We start from the raw sequence: 16,761 nt of genomic DNA, 5'->3' as shown, positions 1-16,761 counted from the left end.
GACGTCGATTTCGGAAGCCCGAACAAAACCCCTTGCGCAATGGTCAAGAAGTGTTGACCATTAGGCCATGCCTACCGATGATCTTCCCGAGGCGCTCCACGTCACCACCGACGAGCAGCTGCGCGCCGTTTCCAATCTCACGCGTCACCGGATCATGGCCGTGCTCCGCTTCGAGCCCGCGACGATCACGCAGATCGCCGAGCGGGTGGGCCTTGCGAAGGGGAGTTCCAGCTACCACGTCCGGCTGCTCGAACGGGCCGGCCTGGTGAAGGTGGTACGGACCCGGAAGGTCCGGGGGGTCACCGAGCGGTACTACGCCATGGCCGCGCGGGCGATCGTGCTGCCGGATCCGGGCGAGGGCGGCCCGGACGTGCTGATGCGGCATGCGGTGGCCGACCTGGAGGCAGCGCCGGTGGACGCCGAGCGGCACGTACGGATGGCGCATCTGCGGCTCACCGACGAGCAGTTCGCGGAGCTGGGGGCACGGCTGCAGGCACTGGCGGACGAGTACCGGGAGCTGTCCGACCCTTCGCTGCCGGACGCGTCGCTCGTCTTCGCGCTGTTCCACCCGGCACCGCGCCGGCAGGCTGCCGAGGGGGACGCCAAGTGACCTCAGAGGCAAGGAAGCTGCCGGCCGGATTCGGACGGCTGTGGACCGCACAGACGGTGTCCTCGCTCGGTGACGGGGTGTCGCATGCCGCGCTGCCGCTGCTCGCGCTGACGCTGACGCGGGATCCGATGGCGCTCGCCGTCGTCACGGCCGCCGGAACGCTGCCGTGGCTGCTCTTCGGGGTGCTCGGCGGAGCGCTGGTGGACCGCTGGGACCGCCGGCGCACCATGTGGGTCGCGGACGCGGCGCGTGCGGTGCTGCTCGCGATACCGGCGGCGGCCGCCGCCCTCGACGTGCTGAGCATTCCGCTGCTCGCGGCCCTCGCCTTCCTGCTCGGCCTCGGCGGACTCTTCTTCGACACCGCCGCCACGGCCTACCTGCCGGACCTGCTCGGCCGCGACCCCGCGCTCCTGGAGCGCGCCAACTCCCGCCTGCGCGGCGCCCAGACCGCCATGTCCGGCTTCGCGGGGCCGCCCGCGGGCAGTGCCCTGCTCGCGCTCGGGCGGGCGGTTCCGCTGCTCGCCGACGCGGTGTCGTTCGCGCTGTCCGCACTGCTCGTACGGTCGCTGCCCGCCGCGCCCCGGCCCGTACCGCAGGCCCGTGAGTCGCTGCTGCGGCAGGCGCGGGCCGGCGCCTCGTACGTATTCCGGGATCAGTTGCTGCTCGGGCTCGCGCTGCGTCCGGCGGTCGGGAACATCGCCTTCCTCGCGGTGGAGACCGTACTCGCCCTCTTCGCGCACGACCGTCTCGGCATCGACACCTTCGGCTTCGGCCTGCTCCTCACGGCGGAGGCCACCGGCGGCCTGCTCGGCGCGGGCATCGCCTCCTTCCTCGGCCGACGACTCGGCACCGGCGCCGCGCTGACCTGCACGGCCGCGGTCGAGGGACTCGCCATCCTGGGCCTTGCCGCCGCCCCGAACCCGTACGTCGCCGGACTCGCGCTGGCCGTCTGCGGAGCGGGCATGGGCGCCACGATGGTCCTCGGCCCCTCCCTGCGGCAGACGATCGTCCCCGCCCACCTGATGGGCCGGGTCGCCTCCACCTCCCGCATGCTTTCCATGTGCGCCGCCCCGTTCGGCGCCTTCCTCGGCGGCTGGCTGGCCACCACCTACGACGTACGCACCCCGCTCTACGCCGCCGCGGGCCTCCTCCTCACCATGACCGCCGTCACGGCGACGATGACCAGCAACCGTCAGGTCGAGGCGGCGCTGCGTGCCGCCGTCCCCGCCGATGACCCGGATCACCCGGCGTCCTCGGATCCCGTTCAGCAGGGTGCCCTTCAGGGCCGGCCGGGCAACGGGATCGTCTAGGCCCGTCCCGGCGGGCCGGCGAGGAACTCCAGCAGCAGCCGCGTGATGTCAGCCGGGCGCTCCAGGGAGGGCAGGTGCCCCGCCCAGGCCAGTTCGCGGTACTCGGCGCCCGGGACGAGGGCGGCGAGGTCGGCGGGGATACGGCGGTAGTCGGGGAGGTCGTGCGCGCCGCCGACGGCCAGCACCGGGGCGGTGACGGCGGCCAGGTCCACCTCGGGCTCGGGGAGTTCGTGGTCCCCGGTGGCGGCGAGGGCGCCCCGCAGGTTGCCCAGCGCCATCTCCCGTACGGCGGCGCGTGCGCCCTCCCCGGCTTCGGGGCCGAGCCACGTGGCGGCGGTCAGCGCGGCCGCGCCCGCCAGGTCCCCGGCCTCCACCAGTGCGTCCTCGGCGGCTCCGAATGCCCGGACCTCCGGGCCGTCCGGCCGCAGTCCCGGCCGACCCGGGCAGAGCAGGGCCAGGCGCGACACCCGCCCGGGGTGCAGGGCGGCGATCTGGAGTGCGACCCGGCCGCCGTAGGAGGAGCCGACGAGGGCGGCGCGCCCGATGCCGAGCTGGTCCAGCAGTGCGAGGACGTCGCCGTCGTCGCTGTACGGGGCCTCGGCGGCGGGGGATCGCCCGCAGGTGCGGAAGTCCGCCCGGACGACGCGGAAACCGGCTTCGGCGAGCGGGCGCCACTGGGGGTCCCACATCCGCCGGTCGCAGACGGCGGAGTGCAGCAGGACCACGGCCGGGCCGTCGGCGGGCCCGTCCACATCATGAGAAATGATCATGTGCTGATCCTCGCCCCCCGGGACCGCCGGCCGCCACCGCTTAGAACGCGGCCTCGGCGAGGTCCTGGGCGCGGGCGCGCTGCTTGTCCGGGTCGTTGTCCAGGACGGTGTACGAGTACACGAGGACGCGCTCGCCGTCCTGCGTGCCGAACAGCCCGTTGGCGTTGGGGACCTTGGAGCCGGTCTTGCCCCAGACCACCGTGCCGTCCTCGAGCCGGCCCCGCACCAGACCCGCCATGCTGAAGCGGTCCTTCGCGCCCTCGGAGAGGGCCGGCATGCGGAACAGCTCCGCCTGCTGCGCGGGCGCCAGCAGCCGGCCGCGCAGCAGGGACCGCAGGAAGCGCTCCAGGTCCGGGGCGTTGGAGATCATGCCGCCCTCGGCCCAGGCCCACGGGTCGTCGGCGACGGGGGCGGCCAGCGACGGGGCGGGGATCGAGGTGTCCCCGGCGGCCGGGACGTAGGTGTGGCGCAGGCCGAGCGGGCGGGCGATGCGGCGCTGGACCTCGTCGGCGTAGGAGCGGCCGGTGACCTTCTCGACCACCAGGCCCAGGAGGAAGTAGTTCATCCCGTTGTACTGCTGGGTGATCGGTGACCGGGGCGCGGGGCACTTCGGGTCGGTGAGGGCGGCGATGACGGCGGCCGGGGTGGGCGAGGCCGGGTTCTCGGGTGCCACGCAGGGCAGGCGCAGGCCGCTCGTGTGGCTCAGGAGCTGGCGTACGGTGATCGGCGCCCAGTGGGCCGGGAGGGTCCCGGGGAGCAGCTCCTGCACGGGCGTTTCCATGGTGAACCGGCCCTCGCCCACGAGCTGGAGGATCACGGTCGAGGTGAACACCTTGGTGATGCTGCCGACGCGGAAGTTCGCGGCGGGGTCCTGCGAGAGCTGCCCGGTGGCCTCCGTCAGGTGCACACCCGGGCCGGTGATCCGCACCATGGTCCCGCTCGCCATGCCGCCCGGGGCCATCAGCTGCGCCAGCGCGGCGCGGTCGACGGGCTGGTGCCCGTGCGGTCCGGCGGTCGCGGGGGCAGGGTGGCGGACGGCCGCCGAGGCCGGCTGCGTGGCACCGACGGTGACCGACACGAGGGCGGCGGCGCCGGCCACCAGGGAGATCCAACGGGCCTTGCGGGCGGCGGAGTTCGCGGGGTTCGTCATGCCTCCAACCCTGCCGCGAGGAAGATCGGCGGACCATCGGGGCCGCCCCCGAGCCGCCCCCGACCGCCCACCTAGGCGCGCGTCAGGGTCTCCCCGATCTCCAGCCGCTTGGCCGGGCCGTCGGGGATCGTCACGGGGGTCCCGTACGGGACGTTGGTCCTGGTGGCGTACCTGCCCTTCGTGGCGTACCTCCCCTTCTCGGAGTCCGGCCCACGTCCAGGTCCTCGGGTCCCGCGAACAGGTCGGGGACGCAGGCCTTCCGGCCGGGATGTCACCCCGGCGGGGGAGGACACGGCGAAGGCCCCGCCCCCGGAGCGGATCCGGGTGCGGGGCCTCGTCGGTGCGTCGGAAGGCTAGAAGCGGCGCGTGATCAGCGCGCGCTTGACTTCCTGGATCGCCTTCGTGACCTCGATGCCACGCGGGCACGCGTCGGTGCAGTTGAACGTCGTGCGGCAGCGCCACACGCCGTCCTTGTCGTTCAGGATCTCCAGCCGCTGCTCGCCGGCCTCGTCACGCGAGTCGAAGATGAAGCGGTGCGCGTTGACGATCGCCGCCGGGCCGAAGTACTGGCCGTCGTTCCAGAACACCGGGCACGAGGACGTGCACGCGGCGCACAGGATGCACTTGGTGGTGTCGTCGAAGCGCTCGCGGTCCTCGGCGGACTGCAGGCGCTCGCGCGTCGGCTCGTTGCCCTTGGTGATCAGGAACGGCATGACGTCCCGGTACGCCTGGAAGAAGGGCTCCATGTCGACGATGAGGTCCTTCATCACCGTGAGGCCCTTGATGGCCTCGACGGTGATCGGCTTCTCCGGGTTGATGTCCTTGATCAGCGTCTTGCAGGCGAGCCTGTTCTTGCCGTTGATCCGCATCGCGTCGGAGCCGCAGATGCCGTGCGCGCACGAGCGGCGGAAGGTCAGCGTGCCGTCGAGGTCCCACTTGATCTTGTGGAGACCGTCGAGCACGCGCTCCTTCGGGTCGATCTCGACCTGGAAGTCCTGCCACTGCGACTCGTCCGAGATCTCGGGGTTGAAGCGGCGGATCCGGAACGTGACCGTGATGAAGGGCGAAGCCGCGGCCGCGGCCTCCATCTTGTCCGTCTTGCTCAGGGTCGGGGTGCCCATCAGTACTTACGCTCCATCGGCTGGTAGCGGGTGACGACGACGGGCTTGTAGTCCAGCCGGACGGAGTCCTTGCCGTCGTCGCCGACCTCGCGGTACGCCATGGTGTGGCGCATGAAGTTGACGTCGTCGCGGTTCGGGTAGTCCTCGCGGTAGTGGCCGCCGCGGGACTCCTTGCGCGCCAGCGCGGACACGGCCATGACCTCGGCCAGGTCGAGCAGGTTGCCCAGCTCGATGGCCTCCAGCAGGTCCGTGTTGAAGCGCTTGCCCTTGTCCTGGACGGACACGTTCTTGTAGCGCTCGCGCAGTTCCGCGATCTTCTCGACCGCGGTCTTGATGGTCTGCTCCGTACGGAAGACCATCACGCACGCGTCCATCGTCTCCTGGAGCTCCAGGCGCAGGTCGGCGACCCGCTCCTTGCCCGTGGAGTTGCGCAGGTGCTCGACCAGGTCGATGACCTGCTGCGCCGGGTTCTCGGGCAGCTCGACGTAGTCGTTGGCGTGCGCGTACTCGGCCGCCGCGATGCCCGAGCGCTTGCCGAAGACGTTGATGTCCAGCAGCGAGTTGGTGCCCAGGCGGTTCGCGCCGTGTACGGAGACACAGGCGACCTCGCCGGCCGCGTACAGGCCCGGCACGACGGTGGTGTTGTCCGCCAGGACCTCACCCTCGACGTTGGTCGGGATGCCGCCCATGGCGTAGTGCGCGGTGGGCTGGATCGGGATCGGGTCCGTGTAGGGCTCGATGCCGAGGTACGTGCGCGCGAACTCGGTGATGTCCGGGAGCTTCGCGTCGAGCTGCTCCGGCGGGAGGTGCGTCAGGTCCAGGTACACGTGGTCACCGGCCGGACCGCAGCCGCGGCCCTCACGGATCTCGGTGTAGATGGAGCGCGAGACGACGTCGCGGGACGCGAGGTCCTTCATGACCGGCGCGTACTTCTCCATGAAGCGCTCGCCGTCCTTGTTGCGGAGGATGCCGCCCTCACCGCGGGCGCCCTCCGTCAGCAGGATGCCCATGCGCCAGATGCCCGTCGGGTGGAACTGGAAGAACTCCATGTCCTCCAGCGGCAGGCCGCGGCGGTAGCAGGCCGCCTGGCCGTCACCCGTGAGGGTGTGCGCGTTGGAGGTCACCTTGAAGAACTTGCCGGTGCCGCCGGAGGCGTAGATGACGGACTTCGCCTGGAACACGTGGATCTCGCCGGTGGCGAGCTCGTACGCGACCACGCCGGCCGACTTCTTGACGCCGTCCTCCTCGACCAGGAGCTGGTCCAGGACGTAGAACTCGTTGAAGAACTCCACGCCCTCCTTGACGCAGTTCTGGTAGAGCGTCTGGAGGATCATGTGGCCCGTGCGGTCCGCGGCGTAGCAGGACCGGCGGACCGGCGCCTCGCCGTGGTTGCGGGAGTGGCCGCCGAAGCGGCGCTGGTCGATGGTGCCGTCCGGGGTGCGGTTGAACGGCAGGCCCATCTTCTCGAGGTCGAGGACCGCGTCGATGGCCTCCTTCGCCAGGATCTCGGCGGCGTCCTGGTCGACCAGGTAGTCACCGCCCTTGACCGTGTCGAAGGTGTGCCACTCCCAGTTGTCGTCCTCCACGTTGGCGAGCGCGGCGGCCATGCCGCCCTGCGCGGCGCCCGTGTGGGAGCGGGTGGGGTAGAGCTTCGTGAGCACCGCGGTGCGGCTGCGCTTCGTCGACTCGATGGCGGCGCGCATGCCCGCGCCACCTGCGCCGACGATGACGGTGTCGTACTTGTGGATCTTCATTGGTTTCGCCTCAGCCCCGTTGCCTAGCGGATGTTCGGGTCGAAGGTGAAGATCACCAGCGTGCCCAGAAGGATGGTGAACACCGTGGCGGTGTAGAGCAGGCCCTTCAGCCACAGCCGCGTGTTGGCGCGCTCCGCGTAGTCGTTGATGACCGTACGCAGACCGTTGGAGCCGTGCAGCATGGCCAGCCACAGCATCAGCAGGTCCCAGACCTGCCAGAACGGGGACGCCCAGCGGCCCGCCACGAAGGCGAAGCCGATCTTGGATACGCCGCCGTCCAGCACCAGCTGGATGAGCAGGTGGCCGATCACGAGCACGACCAGGACGATGCCCGAGAGGCGCATGAAGAGCCACGCGACCATCTCGAAGTTGCCGCGGGTCGAGCGCGGCGTCTTGCCGGTGCGCTTGCGCGGGGCCTCGATGTACGGCGCCGGGTTGTCGGCGTCGTAGAGGGGCACGCCCTCCACGTCGCTGATGACCTTGGCGGAAGAAGTGTCAGAAGACATGCGTGTCACTTCCCGAACAGTTCGAGGTAGGCGTGGCCCAGCACGGGATACAGGGCGCAGCCCATCATCACGACCCAGATGCCCACGACCCACCAGAGCATCGTCTTCTGGTGGCGCGGGCCCTTGGACCAGAAGTCCACGGCGATCACGCGGAGACCGTTGAGCGCGTGGAACAGGATTGCGGCGACGAGGCCGTACTCCAGCAGCGCGACGATCGGAGTCTTGTAGGTAGCCACGACATCGTCGTACGCCTCGGGGGAGACGCGGACGAGAGCGGTGTCGAGGACGTGTACGAACAGGAAGAAGAAAATGAGGACGCCGGTGACTCGATGAGCCACCCAGGACCACATTCCTTCCCGGCCGCGGTACAACGTTCCAGCCGGCACGGAAAACCCTCCGGAAGCGGGGCGGGGGCCAGCCGGCTTCTTTGTCGGTCGGGCCCGGCCGGGTACGGTCCTCCGGCCCCGGACATCGTAGCGACGCTTTGTCGGTTCCCTTGCGCCGGGTCCATCGGTGTGATCAAACAGGCACGGACGGGCTATCCCACAGGGGCGAATAGCCCGAAATCGGCCACAGACAGCCCATCGGACGAGGTCAGCCCGTCCAGCAGGGCGGGCAGCCGGTCCAGCAGCCGGGCGAGCCGGGACTGCGCGAGGCGGCGCAGCTCGTCGGCCGAGATCGAGCGCTCCTCGTCCACCTCGTGAGCCATCCTGCGGCGGATCGCCGCCAGCAGGGCGTCGGCGTGTTCCTCCGGGGGGTGCCCGTCCAGGCAGATGACGAAGGCGTGCCGGAAGGTCCGCTCGTACTCCGCCCGGGCCGCGCCGAGGGCGAGCAGGGCGGCGTACGAGGCGCCGTGGCCGAGCTCCGCCGAAGACTCGCAGGCCAGGGCCTCCGTCAGGTCGCCCTGGGAGAGGTCGTACGAGGCCTCGTCGGCCGCGGCCAGCAGCGACGCGATGTCGGGGTAGGGCCGGTGGGCGGCCATCCGGTGTGCCCAGCGCCGGCTGCCGCAGCAGTGCAGCAGGGCCGCCTGGGCGGCTTCGTGGGACAGGGCGTTGAACCGCGCCAGTCCGGATCCGTGAGAAGGGTCGGAGCTGCCGCGGACCTGTGCCGGAAGGTGGCTGGACAGCGGGGGGCTCCTCGGGGCGTGGCGCGGGTGTACCGCCACGCTAGCGACGCACGGCAGGGTGTGTCGTACCCATCCGAGGTTTTCACCCGTAAGTGAGCCGAAAGGATGACGCCGGGCGTGCATGACCAGCCGGAAGAGGGGAAGACGACCGAGGCCGCCACCCCCCACAGGAGAGGCCCCGGTCGCCGTCCGACACGGACTCGTGCGACAAGCCCGTACCCCTGTCAGCGCCCGGGATGCGTTTTCTGTCACACCGCGCTCCGCGCAGGGTTGGTTGCTGGTTGTGCAACTCGTGGACGAGACGTGCTTGAAAGCCGTAACGTGCGCATTTGCGCCACACGTACAGGACAGTGAACGGGTTGGGGACTTTGCTGGGGGACGACGCGGAGCTGACCGCCGCGGTGCTCGCGGCACAGGACGGCGACGAGAACGCGTTCCGTGCTGTGTACCGCGCCGTGCACCCGCGCCTGCTCGGATACGTACGCACGCTCGTCGGGGACGGCGACGCGGAAGACGTGACCTCGGAAGCCTGGCTGCAGATCGCCCGCGACCTCGCCTCCTTCACCGGTGACGCCGACCGCTTCCGCGGCTGGGCCGCCCGCATCGCCCGCAACCGCGCCCTCGACCACATCCGCATGCGCGGCCGCCGCCCCGCCATCGGCGGCGACGAGAGCGAACTGACCGGCCACGCCGCGGACTGCGACACCGCGGGCGCGGCCATGGAATCCCTCTCCACCGGCAAGACCATGGCGCTCATAGCCCAGCTGCCGCAGGACCAGGCCGAGGCCGTCGTCCTGCGCGTGGTCGTCGGTCTGGACGCCAAGAGCGCCGCCGAGACCCTGGGCAAGCGCCCCGGCGCGGTACGCACCGCCGCGCACCGGGGACTGAAGAAACTGGCCGAGCTGCTGGGCGCCGAGGCCGATGCGCTCGCACTGGCGGACCAGGACGCGGAACCGGGCCTCCGCTTCGGCGATAATGCCGGTGGCCAGGCGCGGGACGGCGCGGCGGTACGGGATCTCGATGCCGTACCGGCGCAACGCGGCCGTGGCGGGGGCCTCGTAGAACAAACCGGTGTGACGCATTCACGTTGGCGGACGCAGAAGGACATGTGATGGCCGACGAGCGAAACAGGTGGCTGGACAGAGCCGCGGCGGACCGACTGCTGCGCGGCGAGCCACCGGTCGGTCCCGACGCCGACCCGCGGACCCGGGCCGAAGCCGCCCGGCTGCGCGCCGCGCTCGGAGCCCTGGCCCCGCTGCCGCCCTCCGGCCAGGAACTGCCCGGCGAGGCCGCCGCCCTGGCCGCGTTCCGCTCCGCGCAGGGCGCCGACCGGCCCGCGACGGCCCCGGCCGCCCCCGCCGCCGACGGCGCGTCCACCGCACGAGAACCCCTGGTGGACCTGGCACCCGCCGTACGGATACCCGCGCAGCGGCGGCGCAGCACGCCCATGCGGCTCGGCCTGGCGGCCGCCCTGGCGAGCGTCGCGGTCGGCGGCCTCGCGGCCGCCGCGAGCACCGGGCTGCTGGACCGCGGCACGCACGAGTCCGCGGGCCCGCTGCCGGCCGTCTCGGTCAGCGCGGACTCCGAGGCGAGCCCGGCCACCGGTCCCTCGGACCCGGCGCACACCACCCCGCAACTGCGGCCCACCCCGCTGCGGGACGGCGCGACCCCGTCCGGAACCCCGGGGGCTTCGCGGATACCGGGCACGGATTCCCGTACCACCCCCGGAATCACCGGCGGATACACCTCGGGGCCGGTCGCCTCGGGCTCCGCCACCACGGGTGCGGACGGCGGCGGCCGGGAGAAGCCCGCGGGCAAGACGCTGGGCGCCGACGACAACACCACCGCCGGCACCGACAAGGACCACGAGAACAAGGCGCGGGCCAGGGAGCTCTGCGAGGAGTACCGCGCGGGCCGGATCCTGGGAGAGCGGCGCGACCGCCTGGTCGGCTTCGCCAAGACCCGCGGGAACATCGCGCGCTACTGCGCCGACCTGCTGGACGGGCCCGCCGGCGGCACCAAGAGCGGTGCCATCGGCGACGGCGACGGGGGCGTCGTACAGGCCCCCACCCTGAGCCCGAGCGGTTCGCTCGGCTTCCGCACGAAGCGCTGAACCACGGCTGTAACACTTTTCGCGTGGCCGGCGCAGTACATAACGAGCCGACTGGTCATCGGCCGCGCATGAGCCGGGGTTCCCCCCGTACCCCTGGGCTCTGCGCAACCGGCGCGGGCGGGGCACGTTCCCCCGGCCCTGCCCGCGCCCTTTACTTCTCCGACCACCGCTGCTCCGACCACCGCTCCGGCCGCCTCTCGGGCCCGGGCGGCCCGGTCCCGACAGCGGCCCGGTCCCGACAGCGGCCCGGTCCCGACAGCGGGACGGGCCCCGGCACCAGCCCCGCCGCAGCGGCCGGGCCGCACGGCTCACCAGTAGACGACGACCTTGTCGCCGACCTTCACCTGGTCGAACAGCGCCGACAGCTTCGCCTTGTCCCGGACGTTCACACAGCCGTGCGAGGCACCGGCGTAGCCGCGGGCCGCGAAGTCCGACGAGTAGTGCACCGCCTGGCCCTCGCTGAAGAACATCGAGTACGGCATCGGCGTGTGGTAGATCGTGGACACCCAGTCCTTGGCCTTCCACCCCACCTGGAACTCGCCCTCGCGGGTCGGGGTGTTCTCCGAGCCGAAGCGCACGTCCATCGACGAGACGATCTTGCCGTCGATCATCCAGGCGAGGGTCCGGCTCTCCTTGCTGATGCACATCACCCGGCCCTGCATGCAGCGCGGGTCCGGCGCGTCGACCTCGTTGGTCGTCGGCGGGCGCAGCTCCGCCTCGGTCGGCTTCTTGCTGGCGCCCTCGATCTTCTTCCAGGTCGCCTCGTCCACCGAGCCGGTCGCCGGCAGGCCGTTGTTGGACTGGAAGGTCTTGACCGCGGCGGTCGTCTTGGAACCGTAGAAGCCGGTGGGCGCCACCGTCATCAGCTTGAGCTGCTTCAGCCGCGCCTGGAGTTCGCGGATCTGCTCGCTCTCGTCCCCGTTCGCCATGATCGGCTTCACGCCGGGCGACTGGGAGGGCGAGGCCGACTTCGACCCCGAGGACGGGGAGGAGGCCGACGGCGAGGCGTCACCGGGCTTGCCGTCGGCCGCCGAGGGCGAGCCGGACGGCGAATCGGAAGGGGAGGGCACCGCCGTGGACGCGGACGGAGCCGCGGAAGAGGAGCCTGCCGGCTCCGACTTCTGCGGTCCACAGGCGGTCGCGGCGAGCGCGACGGCGGTGGCCAACCCGAGCGTGCGGATTATGACTCTCTGGCGGTGCATTGCAGTCCCCCGATTTCTACGTCGTGTATCTAGGTGATGTCTCACGGGCGCGGACAGTTGCAGACGGTCTCGGGATGTTGCGCCATTGTGACCAGCGGCCGTCGTGGCGGGGTCACCCCCCAGCGTCGGCTGGGGGAGGTTGTATCAGCCCAGGACCGGTCGGCTCCACGGAGGATTGCGACATATGGCTCGTCCCACGGCACGCAGCGAGAGCGGAATCCCCATCGAACCGGTCTACGGACCCGGGGCCCTGACGGACTGGGACCCCTCCGTGAGCCTGGGGGCGCCGGGTGAGTACCCCTTCACCCGCGGGGTCTATCCCACGATGTACACCGGACGGCCCTGGACCATGCGCCAGTACGCCGGGTTCGGCACGGCCACCGAGTCCAACGCCCGCTACCGCCAGCTGATCGAGGGCGGCGGAACGGGTCTGTCGGTGGCCTTCGACCTCCCCACCCAGATGGGCCACGACTCCGACGCCCCGCTCGCCCACGGGGAGGTGGGCAAGGTCGGCGTCGCCGTCGACTCGGTCGAGGACATGCGCGTGCTCTTCGACGGGATCCCCCTCGACCGGGTGTCGACCTCGATGACCATCAACGCCCCGGCCGCGCTGCTGCTCCTGATGTACCAGCTGGTCGCGGAGGAGCACGGGATCGCGGGAGGGGCCCTCACCGGCACCGTCCAGAACGACGTGCTGAAGGAGTACATCGCCCGGGGGACCTACATCTTCCCGCCCGGCCCCTCGCTGCGGCTGACGGCGGATACCTTCCGGTACTGCCGGGCCGAGATCCCCCGGTGGAACACCATCTCCATCTCCGGCTACCACATGGCCGAAGCCGGGGCCTCGCCCGCGCAGGAGGTCGCCTTCACGCTGGCCGACGCGATCGCGTACGTCCGTACCGCACTCGCCGCCGGCATGGAGGTCGACGAGTTCGCGCCCCGGCTGTCCTTCTTCTTCGTCGCCCGGACCGCGCTGCTGGAGGAGGTCGCCAAGTTCCGGGCGGCCCGGCGGATCTGGGCCCGGGTGATGCGCGAGGAGTTCGGGGCACGGGACCCGAAGTCGCAGATGCTGCGCTTCCACACCCAGACGGCAGGGGTCCAGCTGACGGCGCAGCAGCCGGAACTGAACCTCGTACGGGTGGCGGTGCAGGCGCTGGCCGCCGTGCTGGGCGGCACGCAGTCGCTGCACACCAACGCCTTCGACGAGGCCATCGCGCTGCCCACGGAGAAATCGGCCCGGCTGGCGCTGCGCACCCAGCAGGTCCTGGCGTACGAGACGGACGTGCCGCACACCGTGGACCCCTTCGCGGGGTCGTACGCGGTCGAGCGGATGACGGACGAGCTGGAGGCCGAGGTGCTCGGGCTGATGCGGCGGATCGAGGACCTCGGCGGGGCGGTGGCCGCGATCGAGGCCGGGTTCCAGAAGGGGGAGATCGAGCGGAACGCGTACCGGATCGCGCGGGAGCAGGAGGCCGGCGAACGGGTGGTGGTCGGGGTCAACCGCTACGCGCTGGCGGAGGAGGAGCGCTACGAGCCGCTCCGGGTGGACCCGGCGATCGAGGCCCGCCAGTGCGCGGCGCTGGCGCGGCTGCGGGCGCAGCGGGACGGGGCGGCGGTGGACGCGGCGCTGGGCGCGCTGCGCGCGGCGGCGGCGACGGAATCGCAGAACGTGCTGTACCCGATGAAGGAGGCCCTGCGCGCCCGGGCCACGGTGGGGGAGGTCTGCGGGGCGCTGCGGGAGGTGTGGGGGACGTACGTCCCGGCGGACGCGTTCTGAGGGTCCGAGGGGTGGGGCCGGGGCCCGGCGTCCCAGGGGCGGGGCCCGGCGTCCCAGGGCCGGGCTCCCAGGGGCGGGGCGTAAACGAATATCGGCCTGTCGGACCGGCGTGGGACACTCCCCCCATGCTGGGTGTCACCGATTTGCCGACCTATCTCGCAGGCCTCGCCCTGATCATCCTCCTGCCGGGGCCGAACTCCCTGTACGTGCTCTCCGTGGCCGCCCGCAAGGGCGTGCGGGAGGGGTACAAGGCCGCCTCGGGGGTGTTCACCGGGGACACCGTCCTGATGGTGCTCACCGCCGTCGGCGCGGGAGCGCTGCTCAAGGCCAGCCCGCTGGTCTTCACGGCGGTGAAACTGCTCGGCGCCGGGTACCTGGCGTGGCTCGCGGTGGGGATGCTGCGGACCGCTTGGGGCATGTGGCGCGACCGGGCGGTCCGCCAGGAGGAAGCCCTGGCCGAACCGTCGGTGCCGGACGAGCGGCCCTACCGGCGGGCGCTGGTGGTGAGCCTGTTCAACCCGAAGGCGATCCTGTTCCTGCTGTCCTTCTTCGTGCAGTTCGTGGATCCGGGGTACGCGTACCCCGCGCTGTCCTTCCTGCTGCTGGGCGCACTGTCGCAGCTCGCCAGCTTCCTGTACCTCTCCACCCTGATCTTCACCGGCACCCGGCTGTCGGCGGCCTTCCGCCGCCGCAAGCGGCTGTCCGCGGGCGCGACCTCGGTGGCGGGAGTGCTGTTCATCGGCTTCGCGGCCAAACTGGCCACGGGCTGACGGTCCGGCCGGCGCCCCGGCCGGCGCCCCAGGCCGACGCCCCGGCTCTGCCCCGACCCCGCCGCGCCCCCGCCCCCGTCAGCGCAGCCGGCGGCGGATGTGGTGGGCCGCGCGGCGCAGGGTGCGGCTGCGCGGCAGGAAGGACAGCTGCGCGGGGATGCCGCCCGGCAGGCCTAGCGTGGTCAGGCGGCGCCGCCCGAAGTACCGCCAGGTCTCGGTCGTCAGGTTCGCGGCCAGGTAGCGCTCCGCCTCCGCCCGCCGGTCCGCCAGGATGCGCGGCTGCATCGTGAAGCCGACCGCCGTGACCAGTGCGGGCAGGTCCTCCCGGGGAGCCGGGCCCGCCCCCGAGAGGTCCGGGAGCAGCGCGTCCACCAGGGTCAGCGGGATCCGGTTGCTGTTCTGGTACGGCGCCAGGCGGGCCAGTACGGCCCCGGTCCCGGTCCGCGCGACCGGGATCCCGTACAGCGCGGCCGCGGTCAGCAGCCCGGTCGAGAAGCAGCCCACCACCAGCGCCGGCCGCAACCGCTCGTACAGCGTCTCCGCCAGCACGGGCTCCTCGATCACCGTCAGCCGCGCGCCGAGCCGCTCGGCCTCCGCCTCGGCCCGCCGCGAGTACGCCGCAGGAGCGCTCGGGTGCGGTTTGAAGACCAGCTCCCGGTGGCCGCGGGCGTACGCGCCGCGCACCATCTCCACGTGGAGCTCCTCCTCCTCGGCCGCCGACAGCAGGTCCAGGGCGGAGAGGTACTGGCCCAGCAGCACGGCCGGGGAGTCGCCGACACCGGTCACCGGCCCGCCGTACGGCGCCAGCTCGGCCAGCACCTTCAGGAACCCGGCCGTGGGCACCAGCTCCCCCCGCACCCCGAACTCCGTCAGCAGCAGCGGCTCCAGCCCCGGCACCAGATCGAGGTGCAGGACCCGCCGCACCCGCATCCCGACCTGGGGGTCCAGCCGGAAGCGGGTGGGCCCGTAGCTCATCAGCCCGTCGGCGTACACGTCGACCGCCGAGCCGGGGAACAGCTGGCACAGGCTCTGCGCCGGCGGCACCTGGAGGGATTCCACGACCAGTTCGACCCGGTCCTCCCCGAGGCCCCACAGCACCCGCAGCTGCCGCTCCCACAGCGGGACGTCCTCCGGCCGGGGCGACCAGCTGCTCGGGTGCTGCGGCGCGACGACGGCGTTCCAGTCGAGCACCTCGTCGAAGCGGGTGCGCAGCGCCTCGAAGCCGGGCATGGCCGCGAGGCCGGGGGCGATCTCGGCGGTGACGGAGTGGTTGCTGGTCAGCAGGATGCGGCGGCCGGCGGGCGGGAAGCTGCCCGCGTCGATGCCGGCCGCGAGCGTGGCCGCCCCGTACAGGGTGGAGGCGAGGAAGATCTGGGTGACCGGGGAGGCCTCGGAGGCCTCGGCGGCTCGGGCGGCCTGGGCGGCCTGGGCGGCCTGGGCGGCTCGGGTGGCCTCGGCGGCCGGGGCGACGCTCATGCGGCCGCTCCCGCCGGGGTGCGGCGGCGCAGCCTGCGCAGCAGCGCGGAGCGCTCGGCGTCCATCGAATCCAGCGCCTGGTCCAGTACCGCCCGGGGCATGCGCGCGAGCGCGGCCGCACTCATGGCGCGGAGTTTTCTGGCCACGGCCGGTTCGAACCTTTCGATGGATCCGATGTGGTGCGCGATAATTGCACAATATGTTCGGACGGCTTTGGGGAGAAGAAGATCGCATTCCCGGTCCCCGGCCGTGTCCGCCAGGACTTGATCAAATGCCCGGATGAAATCGAGCTGCCGCTCGTCCCCGATCTGGGTCAGCGACGTGGAAATCCCCCGGCGGTAGAAGACGCCCGGCAGCCCGACCGTCGCGAACGACCGCGCCTCCCGGTGCAGCCGCCAGATCCACGGCCGGTCCTCCGCCGTCCGCAGCCCGTCGGTGAAGTGCAGCAGCCCCCGGTCCAGCAGGCGCCGGTGGTACATCCCGGCCCAGGCGTACGGATAGTCCACCGCGGTGGCCCGCGAGGCCGGCAGGATCCCGGCGCGCGGATCCGCCACGATCCGCTCGGGCCCGTACGGGACGCGCTGCACACTGCGCGCCCGGCCGGTGACCTGGACATGGTCCGTGCGGACGAAATCGCAGTTCAGGGCCTCGATGGCGGCCAGCGTACGGGCCAGGTGGCCGGGCGCCAGCCAGTCGTCCCCGTCCAGGAAGGCGATGTACTCGCCGCGCGCCGCGTCCAGGCCGGTGTTCCGCGCGGTGGCCAGGCCGCCGTTCCCGTCCCGTCTGAGGTGGACCGCCCCCGGCAGTCCGGCCGCGGCCCGCTCCAGCAGTCCGGGCGTCCCGTCCGTCGACCGGTCGTCGACGAGCAGGAACTCGAAGTCTTCCCGGGCGTTCAGTTCGAGACTTCTCAGGGCATCGGGTGCGTACGTCTGCACGTTGTAGAACGGCACGACAACAGAGAGCTTGAGCACCCGCGAGACATTAGGACGTCGTCCGGCATTCACCATGGCCCGGATGCGGAATCCATGTGAACGAAGCGGGGCGGGAGCGTTAACCAGCACGCTTTCGCATTTCGT

The 16,761-nt window shown here is 71.9% G+C and carries 17 protein-coding genes; 7 read left to right on the top strand and 10 right to left on the bottom strand.

Annotation, left to right across the window (positions count from 1 at the left end):
- Positions 1–67: 67 nt before the first annotated feature.
- Together ACZ4TG_RS27565 and ACZ4TG_RS27560 are read left to right on the top strand one after the other, a co-directional pair.
- Positions 68–610, top strand: a complete 543-nt coding sequence (locus ACZ4TG_RS27565; RefSeq protein WP_468167426.1) for an ArsR/SmtB family transcription factor — start codon at positions 68–70, stop codon at positions 608–610.
- On the top strand, positions 607–1,920 hold the full coding sequence (locus ACZ4TG_RS27560) for an MFS transporter (protein ID WP_468167424.1): 1,314 nt from the start codon (positions 607–609) through the stop codon (positions 1,918–1,920). The genes ACZ4TG_RS27565 and ACZ4TG_RS27560 overlap by 4 nt, the downstream gene beginning before the upstream one ends.
- Here the strand turns inward: ACZ4TG_RS27560 and ACZ4TG_RS27555 are convergent.
- The 7 genes from ACZ4TG_RS27555 to ACZ4TG_RS27525 all read right to left on the bottom strand — a co-directional run bounded on the left by ACZ4TG_RS27555 (position 1,917) and on the right by ACZ4TG_RS27525 (position 8,386).
- Positions 1,917–2,690, bottom strand: coding sequence for an alpha/beta fold hydrolase (locus ACZ4TG_RS27555; protein ID WP_468167422.1), 774 nt, complete (start codon positions 2,688–2,690; stop codon positions 1,917–1,919). The genes ACZ4TG_RS27560 and ACZ4TG_RS27555 overlap by 4 nt on opposite strands.
- 40 nt (positions 2,691–2,730) lie before the next feature.
- Positions 2,731–3,840 (bottom strand): serine hydrolase domain-containing protein, encoded by a 1,110-nt coding sequence (locus tag ACZ4TG_RS27550; RefSeq protein ID WP_468167420.1) that lies wholly within the window; start codon positions 3,838–3,840, stop codon positions 2,731–2,733.
- Between the two features lie 353 nt (positions 3,841–4,193).
- Complete coding sequence (locus ACZ4TG_RS27545) at positions 4,194–4,961, bottom strand: succinate dehydrogenase iron-sulfur subunit (protein ID WP_468167418.1); 768 nt, start codon at positions 4,959–4,961, stop codon at positions 4,194–4,196.
- Positions 4,961–6,715: a succinate dehydrogenase flavoprotein subunit gene (gene sdhA, locus ACZ4TG_RS27540; protein ID WP_468167415.1), complete on the bottom strand. Its 1,755-nt coding sequence runs from the start codon at positions 6,713–6,715 to the stop codon at positions 4,961–4,963. The genes ACZ4TG_RS27545 and sdhA overlap by 1 nt, the downstream gene beginning before the upstream one ends.
- A 23-nt stretch (positions 6,716–6,738) precedes the next feature.
- On the bottom strand, positions 6,739–7,221 hold the full coding sequence (locus ACZ4TG_RS27535) for a succinate dehydrogenase hydrophobic membrane anchor subunit (protein ID WP_468167413.1): 483 nt from the start codon (positions 7,219–7,221) through the stop codon (positions 6,739–6,741).
- A 5-nt stretch (positions 7,222–7,226) separates the two neighbouring features.
- A complete protein-coding gene (gene sdhC / locus ACZ4TG_RS27530; RefSeq protein ID WP_468167411.1) occupies positions 7,227–7,607 on the bottom strand; it encodes a succinate dehydrogenase, cytochrome b556 subunit in 381 nt (126 codons plus the stop codon).
- A 152-nt stretch (positions 7,608–7,759) separates the two neighbouring features.
- Positions 7,760–8,386, bottom strand: coding sequence for a 2-oxo-4-hydroxy-4-carboxy-5-ureidoimidazoline decarboxylase (locus ACZ4TG_RS27525; RefSeq protein ID WP_468167409.1), 627 nt, complete (start codon positions 8,384–8,386; stop codon positions 7,760–7,762).
- A gap of 329 nt (positions 8,387–8,715) precedes the next feature.
- On the opposite strand from ACZ4TG_RS27525, the gene ACZ4TG_RS27520 reads away from it, so the two are divergent.
- Positions 8,716–9,459, top strand: a complete 744-nt coding sequence (locus ACZ4TG_RS27520; RefSeq protein WP_468167736.1) for an RNA polymerase sigma factor — start codon at positions 8,716–8,718, stop codon at positions 9,457–9,459.
- The gene (locus ACZ4TG_RS27515; RefSeq protein WP_468167407.1) at positions 9,459–10,460 is read left to right on the top strand and encodes a hypothetical protein; all 1,002 of its coding nucleotides are present in this window, start codon (positions 9,459–9,461) and stop codon (positions 10,458–10,460) included. Before ACZ4TG_RS27520 ends, ACZ4TG_RS27515 begins: the two co-directional genes overlap by 1 nt.
- A gap of 308 nt (positions 10,461–10,768) precedes the next feature.
- On the opposite strand, the gene ACZ4TG_RS27510 is transcribed toward ACZ4TG_RS27515, so the two are convergent.
- Positions 10,769–11,389 carry a L,D-transpeptidase family protein gene (locus tag ACZ4TG_RS27510; protein WP_468167405.1) on the bottom strand — a complete coding sequence of 207 codons (621 nt, stop codon included), beginning with the start codon at positions 11,387–11,389 and terminating at the stop codon, positions 10,769–10,771.
- Between ACZ4TG_RS27510 and ACZ4TG_RS27505 the strand changes: the two genes are divergently transcribed.
- From ACZ4TG_RS27505 to leuE, 3 genes are all read left to right on the top strand, one after another.
- Entirely contained in the window at positions 11,388–11,699 is a 312-nt protein-coding gene (locus ACZ4TG_RS27505) for a hypothetical protein (RefSeq protein ID WP_468167403.1), read from the top strand. The genes ACZ4TG_RS27510 and ACZ4TG_RS27505 overlap by 2 nt on opposite strands.
- Positions 11,700–11,846: 147 nt before the next feature.
- Positions 11,847–13,439, top strand: a complete 1,593-nt coding sequence (locus ACZ4TG_RS27500) for an acyl-CoA mutase large subunit family protein (protein ID WP_468167401.1) — start codon at positions 11,847–11,849, stop codon at positions 13,437–13,439.
- Between the two features lie 125 nt (positions 13,440–13,564).
- Positions 13,565–14,209, top strand: coding sequence for a leucine efflux protein LeuE (gene leuE / locus ACZ4TG_RS27495; RefSeq protein WP_468167399.1), 645 nt, complete (start codon positions 13,565–13,567; stop codon positions 14,207–14,209).
- Positions 14,210–14,287: 78 nt separating this feature from the next.
- Here leuE and ACZ4TG_RS27490 read toward each other — a convergent pair whose 3' ends face one another.
- On the bottom strand, positions 14,288–15,685 hold the full coding sequence (locus tag ACZ4TG_RS27490; RefSeq protein WP_468167398.1) for a polysialyltransferase family glycosyltransferase: 1,398 nt from the start codon (positions 15,683–15,685) through the stop codon (positions 14,288–14,290).
- Positions 15,682–16,656, bottom strand: coding sequence for a glycosyltransferase family 2 protein (locus ACZ4TG_RS27485; RefSeq protein WP_468167397.1), 975 nt, complete (start codon positions 16,654–16,656; stop codon positions 15,682–15,684). Before ACZ4TG_RS27485 ends, ACZ4TG_RS27490 begins: the two co-directional genes overlap by 4 nt.
- Between the last annotated feature and the right edge of the window lie 105 nt (positions 16,657–16,761).

The sequence above is a fragment of the Streptomyces sp. NPDC028314 genome, assembly GCF_055565795.1.
Note: the sequence above shows the minus strand (reverse complement) of the source record. Positions and strands in the feature narration are given on the sequence as shown.